This is a genomic window from Fodinicurvata fenggangensis DSM 21160 (assembly GCF_000686045.1).
GTDB lineage: Bacteria > Pseudomonadota > Alphaproteobacteria > Kiloniellales > DSM-21159 > Fodinicurvata > Fodinicurvata fenggangensis.
Genome location: NZ_JMLV01000004.1, coordinates 26,981 through 47,156, shown reverse-complemented (window position 1 = coordinate 47,156; position 20,176 = coordinate 26,981). Strand labels below are relative to the sequence as shown.

Sequence of the window (20,176 nt, the reverse complement as noted above, 5' to 3'; positions counted from 1 at the left end):
GATGGAAAACCTGCGCATCAACGGCGACCGGCTGTGGGACAGCTTGATGGAGATGGCCAAGATCGGCGCCACCGAAAAGGGCGGCGTCTGCCGCCTGGCGCTGACCGACCTGGACCGCGAGAGCCGCGACCTTTTCGTCAAGTGGTGCAAGGACGCCGGCTGCACGGTGGAGGTCGACGCCATCGGCAACATCTTCGCCCGGCGCCCGGGGCGCAACAACGACCTGCCCGCCATCCTGACCGGCAGCCACCTGGACAGCCAGCCCACCGGCGGCAAGTTCGACGGCGCCTACGGCGTGCTGGCGGGCCTCGAAGTGATCCGCAGCCTGAACGACGCCGGCTACGAGACCGAGCATCCCGTCGAGATCGTCGCCTGGACCAACGAGGAAGGCTCGCGCTTCGCCCCGGCCATGCTGGGCTCCGGCGCCTATACCGGCGCACTCGATCCCAAGTGGTGCCTGGCCCGCACCGATCTGGAGGGCAAGTCCGTGGCCGAGGAACTGAAACGCATCGGCTATGCCGGCGAGGCGCCGTTGGGCGGGCGCCCCTACGCCGCCTGTTTCGAGGCGCATATCGAGCAGGGCCCGGTTCTGGAGGCCGAGGGCAAGCCCATCGGCGTGGTCACCGGCGGCCAGGGACAGCGCTGGTACGAACTGACCTTCACGGGGCAGGAGGCGCATGCCGGCCCCACCCCCATGGCCCGGCGCAAGGATGCCCTGGTGGGTGCGGCCGAAGCGGTGCAACTCGTCAACCAGATCGGCTTCGATTTCCAGCCCGATGCTTGCGCCACCTGCGGCATGCTGCAGGTCAGCCCGAACTCGCGGAATGTCATCCCGGGCAAGGTCTGGTTGACCATCGACATGCGCCATCCCGTGGATGCGCGCCTGAGCAGCATGGACGAGGCCCTGCGCACCGGCGTGGAGGAGATCGCCAAGCGCCGCGGGCTCGAGGCCCAACTGGAGGCCATCTGGCACTTCCCGGCCACGCCCTTCGACCCCGACTGCGTCTCGGCCGTGCGCGACGGCGCCTCGGCGCTCGGCTACGCCCACCGCGACATCGTCAGCGGCGCCGGACACGACGCCATCAACATGGCCGGCGTGGCCCCCACGGGCATGATCTTCGTGCCCTGTGAGGACGGCATAAGCCACAACGAAATCGAGAACGCCACGCCCGAAGACCTGACGGCCGGCTGCAATGTCCTGTTGCAGGCCATGCTGCGCAGCGACCAGAAGCATTCTGACTGAGGCGCAGCCCTTCAGGGATTCAGGCGCGGCGCCTCTCGCTGCACAGCCTCCGCGATAAAATCCAGGAAGGCGCGAATGCGCGCCACGCGGCGCAGGTCGGGATGGGTCAGCAGCCAGAGATCCGTGGCCAGTTCCGGAATCGGCGCGCCGAGGCACCGCAGTTCCGGCGCGCTGTCGCCCAGATAGGAGGGCAGCACTGCCAGCCCGGCACCGTCCCGTGCCGCCGCCGTCATGGCCAGCAGGCTGTCCAGGCGATAGTGGCAACACGGCTGAAGCCCCTGCCGCTCCATCCAGCGCTCCAGGGGACGGTAGCCCATGACCTCGTCCGGGCCGATCCAGCTGAAGGACATCAGGTCGTACGTCTCTGAATGTCCTTCCAGCAGCTCTGTGTGGCCGTAGACCGCCTGGGCGATCACTCCGATGCGCCGGCCCACCAGCGTGTCCGGCGGATCCTGGGCGGGGCGAATGGCTATGTCGGCCTCGCGGCGGGAGAGATTGAACAGGTTGTTGGACAGCGCCACCTCCAGCGCGATCTCGGGAAAGGCCTGCCGAAATTCCGTGAAGAGGGGCGACAGCAGGCCCGACAGCAGCGTATCGGTGGTGGTGACCCGCAGGCTGCCGGCCGGCCGCAGGTCCTGGCCGGCCAGGCGCCGCTCCACCTCCAGCACCTCGGCCTCGACCCGTCCGGCCGTGGCCGCCAGGTCTTCGCCCGCCGGCGTCGGACTGTAGCCGCCACGCGCCCGCTCGAACAGCCGCACGCCCAGGCGTGTCTCTGTCTCGCCCAACCGGCGGAAAACCGTGGCGTGGCTCAAACCCAGTTGCCGTCCGGCGCCAGACAGCGAGCCCGTTTCGGCAATGGCGCGGACCACACGCAAATCATCCCAGCGTCCCTTCTGTTCATTCATGCAAAGCTATTTCGCAAATTCTTGGAATTCCCTTTCTGGAGCGAACAGGATTACATGGTCCGCAGGAAAGTCAACGACCTGCAGAGGAGTTTCCCCCATGCCTCGGGATACAAGCAAACCACACCCCCGCGCGCGCCATTCCCACGCTCTGGTGGTCTTCGCCCACCCGGAACCGCAATCCTTCAACGGCACGCTGAAGGACACCGCCGTCACGACCCTGAAGGAGCAGGGCTATGCGGTGGAGGTCTCGGACCTCTACGGCGAAGGGTTCGACCCCGCCGAGAGACCGGCCCACTATCCCGAGCGCACCGACCGCCAGGTCTTCGAACCGCTGGCCGAACAGCGCCGAGCCTACGAACAGGAAAGCCTGCCCCCTGAGGTCCAGCGCGAGATCGACCGCCTGGAGCGCGCCAATCTGGTGGTTTTCCAGTTTCCTCTCTGGTGGCATGCCCAGCCGGCGATCCTGAAGGGCTGGATGGACCGCGTCTTCGTCAACGGCGGCCTCTACACCTCGTCCATGCGCTACAATCGCGGCTATTTCCGTGGTCGGCGCTCCCTGGTCTCGGTGACCACCGGTGGGCCGGCCGAGACCTTTGCCCACAACGGGCGCGGCGGCGACATCGAGCTGCTGCTCTGGCCGCTGCATTACTCGCTGCATTACATGGGATTCACGGTTCTACCCGCCTTCCGCGCCCACGGCATTCATGGCAACGGCTATGCCTATCAGGACGCGGCCGGCTTCCGGGCCCATCTGGAGGACACACGCCAAGCCTGGGCCGCACGGCTGCGCCGCCTGGAAACCGCCCAGCCGCTCCGCTTCGCTGACTGGGACGACTGGGACGAGAGCGGACGTCTCAAGCCCGGCATCAAGGGCTACGACTACTTCATCCGTGCCCAGCCCTGAGGACAATCATGAACAACCGGGAACTTTTCTGCGATTCGTTGAGTCATTCGACCCCACTCTAAGCACGCTCTTCTTCCAGCAGCTGCTTCAGGATGACCGCCTGGTTGTGCGCGCGCTCACGGGCGGCGAAGACCAGCGTGACGCGCCCCTGGCGGGCCAGCTCCTTCAGTTCCTCGAAGGCCTGGCGCTGTTCGCCGCCTTCCAGTTCGGCGCGATAGCGGCGCTGCATCTCCGCCCACTTCTCGGGATCGTGCCCGAACCACTGGCGCAGTTCCTTGCTGGGCGCCACCTCCTTCAGCCAGCGATCCAGCTTCAGCCTGTCCTTCGAGATGCCGCGCGGCCAGACGCGATCCACCAGCACCCGCGTGCCGTCATTGTCGGCCGGATCGTCCTGGGCGCGCTTCAGGCGAATGGAGAGGGTCATGCCGACCCTACCTCCGCGGCCGGTGCTCCGTGCCCAGGCCAGGTGTGATGAATAGCGCCGTGGCCTCCGCCTCCACATCGGCGGTGTGCCAGACGCCGGGCGCGTTGATGGCGTAGTCGCCGGCGTTCAGCGTCACGCTGGAAAGACTGCCGTCGGGGGCTTCCTGATGCAGGGTCATCGTGCCGCTGATGCAGAGCACCACCTCGCTGCCGTTGGGATGCACTTCCCAACTGCTCCAAGGCTCGGTGAAACTGTGCAATGCCACCAGGCGCCCCTCAGCGCCATCGGCTGCATGTCGCTCGATGTAGTCCGCGTACCACTGCATTTCGCCGGTAAAGGCCGGCTCCAGCGAGGCCGTCCCGCCGCGGCCCAGATGGATGGGTTGAGTCTGGATCTCCGCCTTGCTCATGCCGCGTCTCCCCTGCCTCTGCCGTTCAGTCCGCCCGGGCCGCGGTGACCTCCACCTCGACCCTCAGCTCCGGTTTCACCAGGCCCTGCACATAGAGCAGGGTCGAGGCCGGCTTGTGGTCGCCCAGATAGCCGCTGCGCACCTCGGCATAGGCGGGAAAATCCGCCGGATGGACCAGGAAATGACCGATCTTGACGATGTCCGTTACACCCATGCCGGCCGCCTGCAGACAGGTTACAAGGTTGCTCCAGGTCCACTCGCTCTGCTCCGTGATGCCCTCGGCAATGCTGCCGTCGGGTCGCACGCCCACCTGGCCGGAAATCACCAGCCAGCGCGCGCCGGCCGGCACCTCGGCCACGTGGGAATAATGCGCAAGCGGCGCCGCCATACCCTCTGGATTGCTGAACGTCATCGTCTCCTCCTTGCTGTCCGGAAGAGTCTACAACCTTGCGCATTTCCTGCCCAGTGAGCAAGTTGGCCCACCTGTCCGCCTGATGTCAAAGTGATCTCAGGAGTCCTGACAGCAGCCGTCGCCAAGCTGCACTGGCGGGCATTTCACATCGCCGTAGGAGCAGTAGACGCAGCAGTCCCCCGGCAGGGGCTTCAGCACGGCGCCGCAACCCTTGCAGTCATAGAAGTACTGACAGGCGTCGGTCGGCATCTCATCGCGCGACGCATGCCCACACAGCGGACAGCTCAGTGTGGAAAAGCGCTGGAATGCCTCCGCAGCAGGCATCACCCCGCCTCCTTCTCGACCAATGGCAGGTCCAACTCCAGCCTGTCCGCCGTAACGCGCGGCATGACACGCCCTCTTGGACCACGCTCTATCCGGATCAGGCCATAGCCCTCCAGTGTCTTGAGTGTTCGGGACAGGTTGGATTTGGCCCGCCCCGTTAGCACCGATAGCTCTTCGAGCGAGCCAGGAGACGTCTCGGCAATGATCTTCAGCAGGTCCCTGTTGCCCGACGACAGCAGCTTCGCGAAGGACTCCGTGGAGGTGAACCACACCTTCGGTTCCTCGGGCCCGGGCTTCACCTCGCCGCGCGCAATCGCCAAACTCCGCGCCTTCATTTCCTCATAGCTGGCGATACCGATCCTTAACGTCGTCATGACAACACTCCTTCCTCCTTGAGCACGGAGTCTACCAGCACCCAGAAATCCTCCAGAAGCGTGGCCGCATCCTGGTACTCATACGGTCTGACGGTCCTGAACCGATGGCGGTGATCCATTGGCTCTCCTCGCTTTTGCCGTTCGACAGGGTGGGCGTTGTCGAAGCCGGCAATCCTTTCCCCATTCTTACCGTGAAGCGTGAGGGAATAATCCAGACCATGCGGCTTCTCCGGACCCGGTCGAATACGGGTCACTCTGAAGCGAACCTTATAGATACCCTCCGGGTCTAAAACAAAAACCGTTCCATCAAGCTCCAGAAGTGTATCCAGTGTGGAATCATGCTCTATCGTCACTTTATATTATCACTTTATGATAACTTTCCATAAGAATTCTGGAGCAACTATAAGGTGCTATTCCCAAAAATACATAAAATTTCAATTGCATATTATACGAACGCGATCAGGCGGCCGCAGAACAGGGCGGCGATCCAGAGGAGGAGCTAGACCACGCCGGCCGCGGCCAGGCGACAGGGCACGCGGCCGTTTTCGTGCAGGGCTCGCCAGGCGGGCGAAAGGCGCAGCCAGAGGGCGTTGGCGACGGCCAGCGCCACCAGGGCCAGTTTGGCCGGAAAGAAGGGGTTGGTCAGGTATTCGAAGGGGCGCACCGAAAACAGCAGCAGGCCCGTCGCTACGGCCATAGCCAGGCCGGTCATCGCCACCGGCAACAGCACGCGCGTCAGGCGCTCCGCCGGTTCGCTGCGCCACAGTCCGGCCAGGCGCAGGTCCAGTGGCAGGATCGCGCCCACCAGCAGGGCCAAGCCCAGAATGTGGGCGCCGTTGACCAGCCCATAGCTCCACCGCCCGCCGCGCAGGAAGACGGCGGGGCCGCTGTCGCGCAGCAGTTCGAGCAACGTGGTCAGCACGACGGGCCCCGGCGCAAGGACGGCCCGCCGTCAGTCGCGGCCGGGATAGAGATCGTGCAGCTTGCCATCGATGATCACGCGTTCGGCCTTGAGCCGCCGCTCGTTGGCAGCCCTGGAGCGGTGGCCCTGGACGGTGATCTCGGTGCCCTTGGACAGGTTCTCTTCGCTCAAACCCGCGCGTTCGTTGCGCCAAGGCTGGCCGACCTCGATCTCCCAGGCCGCGCCGTCGACCATCAGGGTAACGGTGCCGTGGGGGTTGCCCAGGCTGGTGCTTTCGACCACGCCGGTGAGCTCGGAATTCTCCTCCTCCGCCCAGCTCCAGCCGTGATGGGCCAGGGCGGACAGGGCCGTGAAGGCAGTGAGGGCGAAGGCCACAACGGCGGCCATGATGGGTAGACGTACGGGCATGACAGGTCCTTTCCTGCATGAATGCGCCAGACTCCTGAATCTGGAGCGCCACGACATCTGCACAAGTGCCGGAACCGCCGTCCCTCTTGCCCGGCAAAAGCGGCCCCGATAGGTTCCGCGGAGGTGTTCCACCCCGTCCTGGACTCTGTCATGCCCGCGAACAGCCAGCCTAGCAGCCTGCAGGAGATGCTCGAACGCATGGAGACAGCCGGTAGCGGCTCTGCGCAGCAGGTCTCCGTGGACGAGCTTATGGACGCGGTGGGCTACCGCTCCTTCGGGCCCTTGCTGCTGCTGATCGCGCTGATCGCCATGTCGCCCCTGGGCGGCATCCCCGGCGTGCCGACGCTGTTTGCCTTCTGCACCATCGCCGTTGCCGGGCAACTGCTGGTGAATCAGAAGCACCTCTGGTTGCCGAATTTCATCCTGCGCCGTTCGGTGGAGCAGGAGAAGTTGTCCGCTTTCCTGGAACGCCTGCGCCCCATGGCCCGCCGGGTCGACGCCATCGCCCGGCCCCGCCTGACCCACCTGATCAGCGGGCCGGGCCTGAAAGTGGCGGCGCTTTGTTGCATCCTGGTGGCGCTCACCGTTCCACCGCTGGAGGTCGTGCCCTTCGCCGCCGTCATCGTCTGGCTCGCCATCGGCGCCTTCGGCCTCTCCGTCATCCTGCAGGACGGCGCCATCGCGCTGGTTGGCCTGGCCATAGCTCTGGGCGGCGGCCTCGCCCTGGTCACCGGGGTGCTGTAGGTAGCTGAATCGCGCCCCGCGTCCTCTTTCGCCGGACTAGTGTGCAGCGCCTGCTCTGTGGCAGATTCGCCTATTCGTCCCTTTCAAAGGGTCAGACAGCAGAGATGACTGGATCATGGCACTGGTGATAACGCTGCTCTACATCGGCGTTCAGCTGCTGGGTGCAGTGCTGATCCTGCGCGCCTTCGGCTTCATCCTCGGCGGCCGGCCAGCCACGCATGCTCAAGCCGAAACGCTCCTGCGCGCCCGCCTCGATCGCGGCGAGATCAACGCGGCGGAGTTTGAAAAGCGCCTGCATCGCCTGCGCGGCTAGCGCGCTCCTCCCTCCTCTCTTTCTCTATGACACCGATGTTTTCCGGCTCGGAACAAGCAACCATTTTGTCTATTGAAAGACTGTTTGCGTGTGATATTGTCTAACAATAATACCTGCTAACAAGGTAACGAAGCTTGCCGCCAGGCAAGACAGGGAGGACAAATGGGACGTTTATCCGGAAAACGGGCCGTCGTTACGGGTGCGGCCGGCGGGCTCGGCCGCGCCATCGCCTTTGCCTTTGCGAGTGAGGGCGCCAAGGTTTGCATTCTCGACATCAACGAGGATCTTCTGGCAGAGGCCCAACAGGCCGCCGGGGACCTCGACGTCGTCACCGCACGCTGCGACGTGTCCTCGCGCGAGCAGGTTTTTGCCGCGATTGATCGCTTCGCCAACGAGGCCGGCGGCCTTGATATCCTGGTGAACAATGCGGTCCGCTTTCACTATTCGCCGCTTGAGACATTCGATCCCGAAATCATCGATAGCATGATCGACATCGGCCTGAAGGGCGTCTTCTGGTCGTTCCAGGCGGCCACGCCGCACCTGAAGGCCAGTGGCGGTGGCAGCATCATCAACCTGTCGTCCATCGCCGTTTCCATGATGATTCCCAATGCCTCGGTCTATACCTCGATCAAGGGCGGCATGGACGCCCTGACGCGCCAGCAGGCCGGCGAGTTGGGGCCCTTCGGCATCCGCGTGAACGCCGTTGCGCCCGGCTCCGTGGTGACTCCCGGCGCCAGTTCGGTGATCGACGAAGCTGGCTGGGAAAGCCGCAAGCAGAAATCGCCGCTGAAGCGCCTGACCACCGCAGAGGAGGTTGGCAAGGCAGCCATCTATCTGGCTTCGGACGACAGCGTCAGCGTGACGGGAATCACCCTGAAGGTGGACGCCGGAATGACCATCACGGGGCCCTGACCGCTAGCGGGCCCTGAGGGGCACCATTGCGGGCATGTCGACCCTTTCCTGATATCTGGGGGAGCATATGAGTCAGAACGCCATCGGTTTCATCGGACTTGGCCGTATGGGCGGCCCCATGTCCACACGACTTCTGAAGGCCGGTTACCAGGTGGTCGTCCACGACGTCTCCCAGCAGGCCATCGACCGTCTGGTCGGCGAAGGGGCGGAATCCGCCGGCTCGCCCCGTGAGGTAGCGGAGCGCAGTGACATCGTCCTGACCAGCCTGCCCACCCCGCCAATCGTCGAGGAAACCGCCTTGGGCAAGGACGGTATTGTCAAAGGAGAACGGGCGCAGATCCTGATCGACGTCTCCACCACCGGACCGAGCACGGCGACACGGGTGGCGGAGGGCTTGGCAACTGCCGGCAAGCAGTGGGTCGACTCACCGGTCAGCGGCGGCGTGGCGGGCGCCACCAACGGCACGCTGGCAGTCATGGTCTCCTGCCCCCAGGCAACCTTCGAGCGGGTCGAACCCCTCGTGCAGAATTTCGGCAAGATCTTTCATGTGGGAGACAAACCCGGTCTGGCCCAGGTCCTGAAGCTGGCCAACAACATGCTGGCCGCCGGCGCTCTAGTGCTCAGTTCCGAGGCGCTGGCCATGGGGGTCAAGGCGGGCATCGACCCCAAGGTGATGATCGACACCATCAACGTCTCCTCGGGCCGCAACAGCGCGACCCAGGACAAGTTTCCCAAGGCCATCCTGCCGGGCACCTTCGATTTCGGCTTTGCCACCGGGTTATCCTACAAGGACGTGCGCATGTGCATCGACGAATCCGAGACGCTGGGCGTGCCCATGCTGGGCGGCGCCTTCGTGCGCGAGATGCTGGCGATCACCCAGGCGAAATACGGCGCCGACTCCGACTTCACCTGCATCGCCCGCCTGATGGAGGAATGGGCCGATGTCGAGATCCGGGGCTGAGGCGATGACGACGCTCGCTGCCGCAGACGCCAGTCCCGCGATGCTGCAGGATCTCGTTTCCGCAGCTTTTGCCGCCGAGGCCAGCCGCTTCGAAGGCGCCGTGGACGAGAAGGCGCGGCTGTGCCTCGTCGACTTCCTGGCCTGCGCGCTGGAGGCCAGCCCTCTGCCCTGGAGCCGGCAGGCCGCCGCGCTGGCCCCGGAGATCGAGGACGGGGCCACCATCATCGGCTCCGCCAAACATACATCCCTGGAGGACGCCGCCTTCGCCAACGGCGTGGCCGGCCACGGGCTGGTGCGCGAGGACATGCACGCCGCCGCCATCGCCCATCTGGGCGTGGTGGTCTGGCCCACACTGCTCGGCCTGGCCGAGACCCGGCGCATCGACGGAGAGCGTCTGCTGCGCGCCGCCATCCTGGGCTACGAGGTCGGCGGCCGACTCGGCCGCGCCGTGATGACGCCCGAACTGGCGCGCCTCTATCGCCCCACGGGCCTCGTCGGCCCCTTCGCGGCGGCGCTGGCGGGGGCCGTCGCCCTCGACCTGGACGAAGCGACGACCTGCAGCGCCCTGGCCCTGGCGGCCAACACCTGCGGCGGTCTCAACGAATGGCCGCGCCACGGCGCCGACGAGATGTATTTTCATCCGGGCTTCGTGGCACGTAATGCCCTGCGTGCGCTGCGCCTGGCCCAGGCCGGCGCCTGGGGCTCGCCCAGCATCCTGGAGGGACCCGCCGGCTTCTTCGCCGCCTATGGACGTACGCAGGCTCCTGAACGCGTACAGCTGTTCCCCGAAGGGCCGGCGGAAATCCTCACGGTCTTCAACAAGCAGGTACCCGCCTGCAACTTTGCCCAGTCGGCCTGCCAGGCGGCTCTGGCCGCGCTGCGGAAATCCGGATTGTCGCCGGAGGACATCGCCGCGGTCGAGGTGGATACCTACGAGGCCGCACTGAACTATCCGGGCTGTACCGCCCAGGGGCCGTTCAGCCGCCCGCTGCAGGCCAAGATGAGCATCGCCTATGGCGTGGCGGCCACGCTGGCCTGCGGCGCCATCGAGGAAGAGAACTACGCCCGGCTGGACGATCCCGGGATCGCACGCCTGATCGACGGCCTCAGCTTCCGCGAGGATGAGGCCTTCACCCGGGCCTTCCCGGCCCGGCAGGCCGCGCGCGTGACCCTGGTGTCCGGGGACGGACACCGCTTCGCGCACGAGATGGACGACGTCGCCTTCGCCGACGCCGAGTTGATCGAACAGCGCTTCCTGAAGGCCGCCGGGACGGTTCTGGGACAGGCGGCCGCAAGCGACATCCTGACCCGGGTCAGGCAGCTGGGCGGCCAGGCGGACTCCTCCGCCATCATAAGCCAATGCGGGTCAGTACAGGGAGACAACAAGACAGATGACTGAGACCCAGATCCTGATCGAGACCGTGCTGCAGGCCCTGGCGGCCGGTCTCTTCGTTGGCGCCATCTACGGACTGATGTGCGCCGGCCTCTCGCTGATCTTCGGCATCATGCGTGTCATCAACTTCGCCCAAGGCGATTTCATGATGCTGGGCATGTACGCCGTGTACTTCTTCCTGATCGTCTTCGGCATCCAGGCCCTGGTGGGAAACACGGTCAGTCCCTATATCGCCGTGGTCGCAATGGCCCCTCTGCTGTACCTGTTCGGGTGGGCCATCCATCGCTTCCTGATCAGCCAGGTGACCGGCATCCGCACGACAGGCATGGAGGCTGAGGGACATTACGCGCAGCTTGTCCTGACCCTCGGCATCGCCCTCGTCATGCACAACGGCGCCATGATCCTGTTCGGACCGGAACTGGTTTCGGTCGACACCCCGCTGTCGAGTTCAGCCTGGGTCCTGGGGCCGTTGTGGGGAGATGGCGTCCTGCTGTTCCTGAACAAGGCACGGATCGTATCGGCGGTCATCTCCGCCGCTGTTGTAGTCGGCCTCTGGTACGTGCTCAAGACGTCGCGCCTCGGCAAATCCCTCAGGGCCGCCGCCGACAATCCCCAGGCCTCGATCTACGTGGGTAATGACGTGGACCGCTCCTATCGGACCGCCTTCGCGCTCGGCACCATGATCACCGCCATGGCCGGCGGGCTGCTGACCACCAACTACCCCTTCCATCCCTTCGTCGGACTCGAGTACGTAGTGCTCATGTACGCCGGCGTCGTCCTGGGCGGAATCGGCAGCGTGATCGGCGCCTTCTGGGGCGGCATGACCATCGGACTGATACAGCAGTTCTCGACCATCATCCTGCCCACACAGCTGCAGAACGCGACCATCTTCGTGATCTTCCTGCTGATCGTGATCCTCAGGCCCCAGGGCTTCTTCGGCCGCAGCGTGGAGCGTACCTGATGCTGGAAACCCTTCGTTCCCTCCGTCCGTTCCTGTTCTTTGCCGTGGGTTACCTGGCCCTGGCGATGTTCGTCACCAACTCCTACTACCAGCTCATCATGACGCTGGTGCTGGTCTGGGCCACCTTCGGGCTCAGCTGGAACATGCTGAGCGGCTATACGGGGCTCGTCTCCTTCGGCCATGCCTCCTTCTTCGGCCTGGGGGCCTTCGCCACGGTGCTGGCCCAGGTGCATCTCGGCATATCGCCCTGGATCATGCTGCCGGTTGCCGCGGGGATCGGCGCCCTGGCCGGGGTGCTGATCGGCCTGCCGACCTTCCGGCTGCGCGGCCACTATTTCGCCCTGTCCATGCTGGCCTACCCCCTGACCCTACTCTACATCTTCCAATGGCTGGGCTATCCGGAGATCAGCGTTCCGCGGGTCGAGGAGGGGGCTGCCTACTACATGCAGTTCTCTGAAGGGCGGGTCTACACTGTCCTGGCCATGATCCTGCTGGGGATCGTCGTCCTGGTGACCCGCCATGTAGAGCGCACGCGCTTCGGCATGTCGCTCATCGCCATCAAGCAAAACGAATCCGCCGCCGAGGCCGCAGGCATCAACACACTGGCCTGGAAGCTGCGCTCCATCGCGGTCAGCGGGGCGATCGCCGGTGCGGTGGGCTCTTTCTATGCCGTCCTCATTCTCGTCATCACCCCGCTCAGCGTCTTCGGGATGCTGGTTTCGGCCCAGGCTCTGACGGTGGCCATGTTCGGCGGCGTGGCCTCGGTCTGGGGGCCGATCATCGGCGCCGCCTTCCTGATCCCCGTGGCCGAGACGCTGCATGCCGAGCTCGGCTCGTTCCTTCCCGGCATCCAGGGTGTGGTCTACGGACTGGCAATCATCGGGCTGATCATCCTGGCGCCCGAGGGCATCTACTGGAAGATCCGGGATCATCTGCAGAAGCGGAAGGGCAAGGACGCATTGCCCACCGCAGTCCAGGAGAGCGCGGCGGCGGAACCTTCGGCTCCAGTCACGCCCGTCGAACGGCCTGCGCGCGAACTCTCCGAGGAAATCGTGCTGAAGGTGCAGGACATCTCCAAGAGCTTCGGCGGGCTGAAGGCCGTGCAGAACGTCAGTTTCCAGGTCAACAAGGGCATGATCCTCGGCATCATCGGCCCCAACGGCGCCGGCAAGACCACATTGTTCAACCTGTTGAACGGCTTCCAGATGCCGGATGGAGGCCATGTGCTCGTCAACGGCGAGGACCTGGTCCGCCGAAAGCCGTACGAGCTCTGCCGCGCCGGCGTCGGGCGCACCTTTCAGATCATGCGCCCGTTCAAGCGCATGAGCGTGCACGACAACGTCAAGGTGGGCGCCTACGTGCACGCCGCCAGCGAGGATGAGGCCGAGCAGATCACCCGTGAAGCCCTCGAGCTGGTCAACCTGCAGGACATCAGCCAGCACATCGCCGGCAGCATCACCACCAAGGACCTGCGCCTGATGGAGCTGGCGCGCGCGCTGGCGGGCCAGCCGGAGATCCTGTTGCTTGACGAAACGCTCGCCGGCCTGGGTTCGGAGGAGTCGCAGGATGTCGTCAACGTGATCCGCAAGCTGGCCGAAACCGGCAAGACCATCATCATCATCGAACACACCATGCAGGCCATGGTGCAGCTGGTCGACCGTTTCCTGGTGCTGGACCACGGGGAACTCATCGTTGAGGGACCACCCCAGGAGGTGATCCACAACGAAAAGGTGATCGAGGCTTATCTTGGCAAGAAGTGGAGTGCTCATGCTTGAGATCCGCAACCTGAGCGCCGGTTATTCGGAAATCGATGTCCTCCACGACATCTCGATCCAGGTGGAGGCCGGCCAGTTCATCTCCATTGTCGGACCCAACGGGGCCGGCAAGAGCACCCTGTTCAAGACCATCTCGGGCATCGTCGCAGCCAGCAAGGGCTCCATCACTTTCGAGGGACAGGACCTTCTGAAGGTGGCGCCGGCCGCCCGGGCACACCTGGGGATCGCCCACGTGCCCGAAGGCCGCCAGCTGTTTCCCTCCCTGACGGTGCTGGAGAATCTGGAGATGGGCGCCATCACCGACGCCGGCCAACGCAACTGGAAAGACAACCTTGAGCGCATCTACACCTGGCTGCCCATCCTGAAGGAGCGCACGCAGCAGTATGCCGGCACCCTCTCGGGCGGCGAGCAGCAGATGCTGGCCATCGGCCGCGGCCTGGCCTCCTCGCCTAAGCTGCTGATGCTCGACGAACCCTCAATGGGCCTAGCGCCGACCATCGCTGACTTCGTCTTCGACAAGCTGATGGAAATCCGCCGTGACACCCACCTGACGATCCTGCTGGTGGAGCAACGCGTGGCCGAAGCCCTGCAATCCGCCGACCGGGGCTATGTCCTGGAAACGGGTCGTGTCGTGCTGGAAGGCACGAGCGAGACGCTGCAAGCCGATGATCGTATTCGGCAGGCGTACCTGGGCATGTGAGTGCCCAGAAAACAAAGATAGGGAGGAAATATCATGAAATCGTTCAAGACATTACTGGTGGGAGGAACGGCGCTGGCCGTTGCTGCCGCCGCGGTGCCGTTCGCGGCCACCGCCCAGGACAACGGCGATCCCGAGCCGGTACAGATCGGCCTGATTGCACCCTTGTCCGGGAACTATGCCCGCCCCGGCGAAGTCATGCTGATGGGGGCCGAGATGGGGATCGAGGACGTCAACGCGGCCGGCGGGATTTCCTGTCTCGATGGCGCCCCGCTGGAACTCGTGGAAATCGATTCCGGTGATACTGTCGAGAAAGCAACCAACGCCGCAAAGCGCATGGTGGCCGACTATCCGGACCTGGTGGGCGCAACCGGCTCCTACCTCAGTTCCTTCACACTCGCTGTGACGGAAGTGACCGAGCGGGCCAACCTGCCGGTCCTGACGCTGTCCTACTCCGACCTGATCACCGAACGCGGGTTCGATAACGTATTCCAGACCGCCGCGTCGGCCGGTGCCCAGGCCGAGATCGCCCTGCCCATCATCATGGACCTGGCCGAGGACCAGACCGGCGAACGGCCCGAGACCGTGGCCATCATCACTGACGACACGGCCGCCTCCATCTCATCCGTCGATCGCATGAAGGACGGCCTGCTGGAGGATGTGGGCCTGGAACTGGTCTCCGAAGAGATCTTCACGCCGCCGCTCACTGACGCCACCTCGCTGGTGCAGCGCATCCGTACCAGCGAGCCCGACCTGCTGTTCTTCCTGCCCACGGTCATCTCGGATGCCAACCTCATCCTCGAGAAAATGCAGGAATTCCGGGTCGACGTGCCGACCATCTCCTTCGGCATCGCCATCGCCGAGCCTGAGGTGCTGAACACCATGGAGCCTGAACTTCTGGAAGGTGTGTTGTCGGCCGTCGCCAACTGGGGCGTCAAGGGACAGGAAGAGCTGATCGAACGGCTCCGCGAGGAGTATGGCGAGCCCTGGATGACCCAGAATGCGATTTCCACTTATGGCGACATGTGGCTGTTCAAGGACGCGCTCGAGGACGCCTGCGCCCGCGATCGCGAAGCCGTTGGCGAAGCCCTGCGCAACCTGGAGGGCGGCCCCGCCGAGTACTATCCCGGCGGCACGCGCAGCTTCGACGAGCAGGGTCGCCGTGAGGGGGCCAGCCTGACCATCATCCAGTGGCAGGACGGCGTGCCCGTCACGGTCTTCCCGGAAGACCTGGCCATCTCCGAGGCAAAGTGGCCGACTGATTGAACCTGTCTTGCGGCCGGGCAGCAGCTGCCCGGCCGCATTTCCCCGCCGGAAGTGGCTGGTCACAATCCCGTGGCTGTACTCCCGATGAAAGAAGAGGTCAGAAATGGACAAGGATACTTTTGATCGCGGTCTCGAAATCCGCAAGTCGGTCCTGGGAAAGGAATTCGTCGAAAGGTCGATTTCTTCGGCCGACGAGTTCAACAAGCCCATGCAGGAACTTGTTACCGAATACTGCTGGGGCGCCGTCTGGGGGCGCGAGGAACTGCCGCACAAGACACGCAGCATGTTGAATCTGGCCATGCTGTCTGCGCTCAACCGGCCGCATGAATTGAAGATGCACATCCGCGGCGCTCTGCGGAACGGCGTGACCAAGGCGGAAATCCGCGAGATCTTCCTGCAGGTTGCCATTTACTGTGGCGTGCCTGCGGGCGTGGACTCCTTCCGTTCGGCCCAGGAGATATTCAAGGAAGAAGGGGGCTGAGCGGCCCCCTTCCCTTTGTCCCCGAGCGTTCCAGGTCATTGAATTGCTAACAATAATATATCGATATCAGAGACGTTTGCGCTGGTTTTTGGAATTTGATTGGCTTAAGGCGATGATACCCCAAGGTAATTCATACAGCTTTTACGGGATAACGGAATGTCACTCGATGACCTGAAGATCGAACGCGCGCCGCTGTCTCTGCGTGGCAAGCTGGTGGAACAGCTGCGCCTGGCGATCCTGGAGGGCCGCTTCGCCCCGGGCGAGCGTCTGCCCGAGAGCCGGCTGTGCGAGGCCTTCGGGGTCAGCCGCGGCCTGCTGCGCGAGGCCATGCAGCAGCTTGCCGCCGAGGATCTGGTGGTCAACATCCCGCACCGCGGCCCCGTGGTGGCAAGCATCGACCAACGCCAAGCCGAGGAGATCTATCGCGTGCGCGGTGTGCTCGAAGGCCTGGCCGCAGAGGACTTCGCCCGCAACGCCAGCCCCGCGCAGCGCCAGCGCCTCTATGACATCACCGCCGAGTTGCACGATCTGGCCGACGAGAGCCGCGCCGGCGAGCGGGTGGAGGTCAAGAACCGCTTCTATGAGACCCTGATCGAGGGCGCCGACAACCGGGTGGTGGGCCAGTTCCTGGTCCAGTTGAACAACCGGGTCAGCCAGCTGCGCCGCCTCTCCCTCTCGGTCGCCGGGCGCTATCCCGAAACCCTGAGAGAGATCGATCGCATCATCGACGCCATCAAGGCCGGCGATGCCACCGCCGCACGCGAAGCCGCCGAGGATCACGTGCGGCGCGCCACAGACGTCATCCTGGCGCAGTTCCCTGCGTCGTCTTCCGGCGAGATGCCGGATCAACAGAAAGAGGAGTAGCAACAGTCATGGATTACGGGGATCTCTACGACAAGGGCCTGAAAATCCGCCGCGAGGTGCTGGGCGCGGAGTACGTCGACAAGTCCATCGCCAACGCCGACGACTTCAACCGCGACCTGCAGGAGTTCGTCACCAGCACCTGCTGGGGCGCCATCTGGGGCCGCGAGACACTGGACCGGCGCACCCGCTCCATCATCAACCTGTCCATGATCACCGCGCTGAACCGCCCGCACGAGCTGAAGCTGCACGTGCGCGGTGCCCTCAACAACGGCCTGTCGCGCGAGGAGATTCGCGAGATCCTGCTGCACACCGCCATCTACTGCGGTGTCCCGGCGGCCATTGACGCCTTCCGCAACGCCCGCGAGGTCCTCGACCAGGTCGATAAGGAAGAGGGCAAGGAATGAGCGAGTCCACTGGCCCCATTTCCGGCCCCATAGGCTTTGTAGGATTGGGCAACATGGGTGCGCCCATGTGCGAATGCCTGGCCCGGGCGGGTCATGCCTTGCGTCTGTTCGACATCGACAGTGATCGCCGGCTACAGGTGGCCCAGGCCACCGGCGGCACGGCCGTCGACAGCCTGGCCGAGCTGCCCGGCGGGTGCCAGCTGGTAATCACCATGCTGCCCGACTCACCGGTGGTCGAGGCCGCCGTGCTGGGCAACGCCGACAGCCCCGGCCTGATCTCGGGTCTGGAGCCCGGCGCCGTGGTGGTCGACATGTCCTCCTCGGCGCCGCTGCGCACCGTGGCCCTGGGCGACAAGCTGGCCGAGCACGGCATCGCCCTGGTGGACGCCCCGGTCTCCGGCGGCGTGCCGCGGGCGCGCACGGGCAAGCTGGCCATCATGGCCGGCGGCGATCCGGCCCAGGTGGCCCGCGTCCGTCCGGTGCTGGAGGCCATGGGCAGCCTGCTGGAGGCCGGCCCCCTGGGCGCCGGCCACGCCGCCAAGGCGCTCAACAACTTCGTCTCCGCCGCCGGCCTGGCCGCCGCCTGCGAGGCGGTGAACATCGCCAAGCGCTTCGGCATCGAGGGGCAGCGCATGACCGACATCCTGAATGCCTCGACCGGGCGCAACAATTCGACCGAGAACAAGCTGGCCCAGTATATCCTGAACCACGACTACGGCTCGGGTTTCGCGCTCTCCCTCATGGCCAAGGACCTGGGCACCGCGTCCGACCTGGCCGCCGAACTGGGCCTGGACACCCCCACGCTGGAGACCAGCGTGAAGCTCTGGAACCAGGCCCGCGCCCAGCTGCCCGCCGACGCCGACCACACCGAAATCGCCCGCCTGTCGGAGCCGAAGGAGGGATGAGGGAGGCTTTGCAACACTTCATACCGAGATGCGCTGCCACAACGCAGCGCATCGAAGCACCGGGACAGGGGTATCGGCATCCAGATCTTGCCAATCTTTGCCAAAGGATGCCATTCTCTCCGTTATGGAGGATCGGCAATGGCGACAATGAATATTTCCCTGCCCGAACAGATGAAGGCCTGGGTGGAGTCCCAGTCGAAGAGCGGCCGCTACGGCAATGCCAGCGACTACGTCCGCGACCTGATCCGGCGCGACCAGGATCGGCAAGCCCGTTTGGCCGAGCTGCAACAGCTGATCGACGAGGGCGTGAACAGCGGCGTCAGTTCCAACAGCCTGGACGACCTTCTGGCCCAAGCCCGGCGCCAAGCTGGAACCGATCACTGACATGCAGCTTCGAACGAGCCGGAAAGCCGATGAAGATATTATCGGTATATATCTTTACGGCGTCCGGGAATTCGGGGTTCACCAGGCCGAGCGCTATCACAGCGACCTCATGGCGACCCTGCGTCTGCTCTCGGAGCAGCCCATGATCGCCAGGGAACGCTATGAATTCCGGCCCACTATCCGCATCCACGCCCACCAAGCCCATTTGATTGTCTATCAAGTGCGACAGGACGATGTCTTGGTACTTCGTGTCCTGGACGGCCGCCAGGATTGGGAAGAGCTGTTGTCCTGATGTCGTGCAATCGGCCATTTCCTTGTGATACCGGCGGCAGGAGCAGCTCATGACCGCTGACGCCCTGATCGCCGCCTGGCACGAACGCGCGGCAAGGGACCCGGACCTGGCCTTTGCCGCCAGGGGCCTGGCCACACGCCTGGTCTGCCGAAGCGGCGAGACCGCCCGGACCCTGCCCCTGGGCGCGCCGCCGGCCTATGGCGCCGTGCCCGAGATCACCATCACCGCCGAGTCCGAAACCTGGACCGCGCTTCTGGACGGTCGGCGGCAGCCACCGGGCTGGCAGTCCTTCGGCGCCGTCCTGCGCCAGAACCCCGCCTTTGCCATCCAGGGCGATCCGCTGGTCCAGGCCCAGACCCTGGCGGCGCTGGAGCGGCTCTTCGAGCTGACACGCCCCGACGCGCCCTGGGACAGCCCGGAACCCGATTTTGACCGCGACCTCACGCGCATCCGCGGGCACTATCACCAGGTCGACCACGATGACCAAAAGCTGCCGATCCATGCGCTGCAGGCCGGCACGCCAGAAGGACCGCCGCTGGTCTTCCTGCACACCGCCGGGGCCGACGCACGGCAGTACCTGCACCAGCTGGGCGATACGGCCCTGGGCGAGGCCTTTGCCCTCCATGCCTTCGACCTGCCGGCCCACGGCGGCTCGCCGCCGGCGCAGGCCGGGCCGCCCGGCGTGCTGACCCAGGATTTCTACCGCGGCGTCTCGGCCGCCTTCCTGAGCCAGGTAGTGGCCCCAACCTACAAGCAGCAGAAACCCATCGTCATCGGCTGCTCCATGGGCGCCTCCATGGCGCTGGTGCTGGCGGCCGAACACCCCGAGCTGCTGTCCGGCGCCATCGCGCTGGAGGCACCCTTGCAGGCGCCGGGCCGCCGCTCGCCCTATCTCTGCCATGCCGCGGTGGACAGCGCGCGGCACAATCCCTCCTACGTCCGCGCCCTGCTGGCACCGGCCAGTCCCCAGCGTTACCGCGACGAGGCCTGCGGATGCTATGCCCAGGCGCGCCCGGGCATCTATGACGGCGACCTGACCTTCTACAGCGAGGAATACGACGGACAGGCCGTGGCCGCACGCCTGGACGGCAACGGCGTGCCGGTCACCCTGCTGACCGGAGAGTACGACTACTCCAGCCCACCCGAGAGCACCCGTGCGCTCGCCGCCCTGATCGACCAGGCGATCATGCGCGAAATGCCCGACCTGGGCCACTTCCCCATGCAGGAGCACCCCCAGGCCTTCCGCCCCCACCTGCTCCAGGCCCTGCGGGACATGACCGGCCGGGCGGTGTAGGAAGGTGGCTTTGACAATGAGGATGGACAGGCCAGAACCACCGCCACTGCCAGGCCCCTTCGAGGCTCCGCTTCGCTCCGCGCCTCAGGGTGAGGATAGGGGGGAAGCGGCCCGCTAGAAAGATCCCTCATGCTGCTGAGGTGCATTGACGCCAGTCAATGCCTCGAAGCACCGGCACAGACCCAGACCATAGCGAGTAAACACC

The 20,176-nt window shown here is 65.0% G+C and carries 27 protein-coding genes; 18 read left to right on the top strand and 9 right to left on the bottom strand.

Going from position 1 to position 20,176, the window contains the following annotated elements:
- The first annotated feature begins 1 nt into the window (after position 1).
- The gene (locus BP38_RS0107720; protein WP_035724234.1) at positions 2 to 1,243 is read left to right on the top strand and encodes a Zn-dependent hydrolase; all 1,242 of its coding nucleotides are present in this window, start codon (positions 2 to 4) and stop codon (positions 1,241 to 1,243) included.
- 11 nt (positions 1,244 to 1,254) lie between these two features.
- Here the strand turns inward: BP38_RS0107720 and BP38_RS0107715 are convergent, their stop codons facing one another.
- Entirely contained in the window at positions 1,255 to 2,148 is an 894-nt protein-coding gene (locus BP38_RS0107715; protein ID WP_026987256.1) for a LysR family transcriptional regulator, read from the bottom strand.
- A gap of 97 nt (positions 2,149 to 2,245) precedes the next feature.
- On the opposite strand from BP38_RS0107715, the gene BP38_RS0107710 reads away from it, so the two are divergent.
- Complete coding sequence (locus BP38_RS0107710; protein WP_051609110.1) at positions 2,246 to 3,052, top strand: NAD(P)H-dependent oxidoreductase; 807 nt, start codon at positions 2,246 to 2,248, stop codon at positions 3,050 to 3,052.
- A 58-nt stretch (positions 3,053 to 3,110) separates the two neighbouring features.
- On the opposite strand, the gene BP38_RS0107705 is transcribed toward BP38_RS0107710, so the two are convergent.
- The 8 genes from BP38_RS0107705 to BP38_RS0107670 form a co-directional block, all read right to left on the bottom strand.
- Positions 3,111 to 3,476 (bottom strand): DUF488 domain-containing protein, encoded by a 366-nt coding sequence (locus BP38_RS0107705; RefSeq protein WP_026987254.1) that lies wholly within the window; start codon positions 3,474 to 3,476, stop codon positions 3,111 to 3,113.
- A gap of 7 nt (positions 3,477 to 3,483) precedes the next feature.
- Positions 3,484 to 3,885, bottom strand: coding sequence for a cupin domain-containing protein (locus BP38_RS0107700; RefSeq protein ID WP_026987253.1), 402 nt, complete (start codon positions 3,883 to 3,885; stop codon positions 3,484 to 3,486).
- Positions 3,886 to 3,910: 25 nt separating this feature from the next.
- Complete coding sequence (locus tag BP38_RS0107695) at positions 3,911 to 4,297, bottom strand: RidA family protein (protein WP_026987252.1); 387 nt, start codon at positions 4,295 to 4,297, stop codon at positions 3,911 to 3,913.
- A 96-nt stretch (positions 4,298 to 4,393) separates the two neighbouring features.
- Positions 4,394 to 4,621, bottom strand: a complete 228-nt coding sequence (locus BP38_RS0107690) for a GDCCVxC domain-containing (seleno)protein (protein WP_026987251.1) — start codon at positions 4,619 to 4,621, stop codon at positions 4,394 to 4,396.
- Positions 4,621 to 4,995, bottom strand: a complete 375-nt coding sequence (locus BP38_RS0107685) for an HVO_A0114 family putative DNA-binding protein (protein WP_026987250.1) — start codon at positions 4,993 to 4,995, stop codon at positions 4,621 to 4,623. Before BP38_RS0107685 ends, BP38_RS0107690 begins: the two co-directional genes overlap by 1 nt.
- Positions 4,992 to 5,348 (bottom strand): toxin-antitoxin system TumE family protein, encoded by a 357-nt coding sequence (locus tag BP38_RS0107680; RefSeq protein ID WP_026987249.1) that lies wholly within the window; start codon positions 5,346 to 5,348, stop codon positions 4,992 to 4,994. The genes BP38_RS0107685 and BP38_RS0107680 overlap by 4 nt, the downstream gene beginning before the upstream one ends.
- A gap of 146 nt (positions 5,349 to 5,494) precedes the next feature.
- Complete coding sequence (locus BP38_RS19625; protein ID WP_051609109.1) at positions 5,495 to 5,917, bottom strand: hypothetical protein; 423 nt, start codon at positions 5,915 to 5,917, stop codon at positions 5,495 to 5,497.
- 30 nt (positions 5,918 to 5,947) lie between these two features.
- The gene (locus tag BP38_RS0107670) at positions 5,948 to 6,325 is read right to left on the bottom strand and encodes a DUF6152 family protein (protein ID WP_026987248.1); all 378 of its coding nucleotides are present in this window, start codon (positions 6,323 to 6,325) and stop codon (positions 5,948 to 5,950) included.
- Positions 6,326 to 6,475: 150 nt separating this feature from the next.
- Between BP38_RS0107670 and BP38_RS19620 the strand changes: the two genes are divergently transcribed.
- The 16 genes from BP38_RS19620 (at position 6,476) to BP38_RS0107590 (ending at position 19,971) form a co-directional block, all read left to right on the top strand.
- Positions 6,476 to 7,069, top strand: coding sequence for an exopolysaccharide biosynthesis protein (locus BP38_RS19620; protein ID WP_035724229.1), 594 nt, complete (start codon positions 6,476 to 6,478; stop codon positions 7,067 to 7,069).
- A 115-nt stretch (positions 7,070 to 7,184) separates the two neighbouring features.
- Entirely contained in the window at positions 7,185 to 7,382 is a 198-nt protein-coding gene (locus tag BP38_RS0107660) for an SHOCT domain-containing protein (RefSeq protein WP_026987247.1), read from the top strand.
- A gap of 162 nt (positions 7,383 to 7,544) precedes the next feature.
- The gene (locus BP38_RS0107655; RefSeq protein ID WP_026987246.1) at positions 7,545 to 8,294 is read left to right on the top strand and encodes an SDR family NAD(P)-dependent oxidoreductase; all 750 of its coding nucleotides are present in this window, start codon (positions 7,545 to 7,547) and stop codon (positions 8,292 to 8,294) included.
- Positions 8,295 to 8,361: 67 nt separating this feature from the next.
- A complete protein-coding gene (locus tag BP38_RS0107650) occupies positions 8,362 to 9,255 on the top strand; it encodes an NAD(P)-dependent oxidoreductase (RefSeq protein ID WP_026987245.1) in 894 nt (297 codons plus the stop codon).
- Positions 9,236 to 10,654 carry an MmgE/PrpD family protein gene (locus BP38_RS19615; protein WP_155992299.1) on the top strand — a complete coding sequence of 473 codons (1,419 nt, stop codon included), beginning with the start codon at positions 9,236 to 9,238 and terminating at the stop codon, positions 10,652 to 10,654. Before BP38_RS0107650 ends, BP38_RS19615 begins: the two co-directional genes overlap by 20 nt.
- A complete protein-coding gene (locus tag BP38_RS0107640) occupies positions 10,647 to 11,609 on the top strand; it encodes a branched-chain amino acid ABC transporter permease (RefSeq protein WP_211250262.1) in 963 nt (320 codons plus the stop codon). The genes BP38_RS19615 and BP38_RS0107640 overlap by 8 nt, the downstream gene beginning before the upstream one ends.
- The gene (locus BP38_RS0107635) at positions 11,609 to 13,384 is read left to right on the top strand and encodes a branched-chain amino acid ABC transporter ATP-binding protein/permease (RefSeq protein ID WP_155992297.1); all 1,776 of its coding nucleotides are present in this window, start codon (positions 11,609 to 11,611) and stop codon (positions 13,382 to 13,384) included. Before BP38_RS0107640 ends, BP38_RS0107635 begins: the two co-directional genes overlap by 1 nt.
- Entirely contained in the window at positions 13,377 to 14,084 is a 708-nt protein-coding gene (locus tag BP38_RS0107630) for an ABC transporter ATP-binding protein (protein ID WP_026987242.1), read from the top strand. Before BP38_RS0107635 ends, BP38_RS0107630 begins: the two co-directional genes overlap by 8 nt.
- 33 nt (positions 14,085 to 14,117) lie before the next feature.
- Positions 14,118 to 15,347: an ABC transporter substrate-binding protein gene (locus tag BP38_RS0107625; protein ID WP_026987241.1), complete on the top strand. Its 1,230-nt coding sequence runs from the start codon at positions 14,118 to 14,120 to the stop codon at positions 15,345 to 15,347.
- 103 nt (positions 15,348 to 15,450) lie between these two features.
- On the top strand, positions 15,451 to 15,828 hold the full coding sequence (locus tag BP38_RS0107620; RefSeq protein ID WP_026987240.1) for a carboxymuconolactone decarboxylase family protein: 378 nt from the start codon (positions 15,451 to 15,453) through the stop codon (positions 15,826 to 15,828).
- 156 nt (positions 15,829 to 15,984) lie between these two features.
- Positions 15,985 to 16,692: a GntR family transcriptional regulator gene (locus BP38_RS19610; RefSeq protein WP_051609108.1), complete on the top strand. Its 708-nt coding sequence runs from the start codon at positions 15,985 to 15,987 to the stop codon at positions 16,690 to 16,692.
- Positions 16,693 to 16,700: 8 nt separating this feature from the next.
- Positions 16,701 to 17,096 (top strand): carboxymuconolactone decarboxylase family protein, encoded by a 396-nt coding sequence (locus tag BP38_RS0107610; RefSeq protein ID WP_026987239.1) that lies wholly within the window; start codon positions 16,701 to 16,703, stop codon positions 17,094 to 17,096.
- Entirely contained in the window at positions 17,093 to 18,001 is a 909-nt protein-coding gene (locus BP38_RS0107605) for an NAD(P)-dependent oxidoreductase (RefSeq protein WP_026987238.1), read from the top strand. Before BP38_RS0107610 ends, BP38_RS0107605 begins: the two co-directional genes overlap by 4 nt.
- 138 nt (positions 18,002 to 18,139) lie before the next feature.
- Complete coding sequence (locus BP38_RS0107600) at positions 18,140 to 18,385, top strand: type II toxin-antitoxin system ParD family antitoxin (RefSeq protein WP_022728629.1); 246 nt, start codon at positions 18,140 to 18,142, stop codon at positions 18,383 to 18,385.
- Position 18,386: 1 nt separating this feature from the next.
- Complete coding sequence (locus BP38_RS0107595) at positions 18,387 to 18,677, top strand: type II toxin-antitoxin system RelE/ParE family toxin (protein WP_026987237.1); 291 nt, start codon at positions 18,387 to 18,389, stop codon at positions 18,675 to 18,677.
- Between the two features lie 49 nt (positions 18,678 to 18,726).
- A complete protein-coding gene (locus BP38_RS0107590) occupies positions 18,727 to 19,971 on the top strand; it encodes an alpha/beta fold hydrolase (protein ID WP_035724225.1) in 1,245 nt (414 codons plus the stop codon).
- Positions 19,972 to 20,176: the final 205 nt, after the last annotated feature.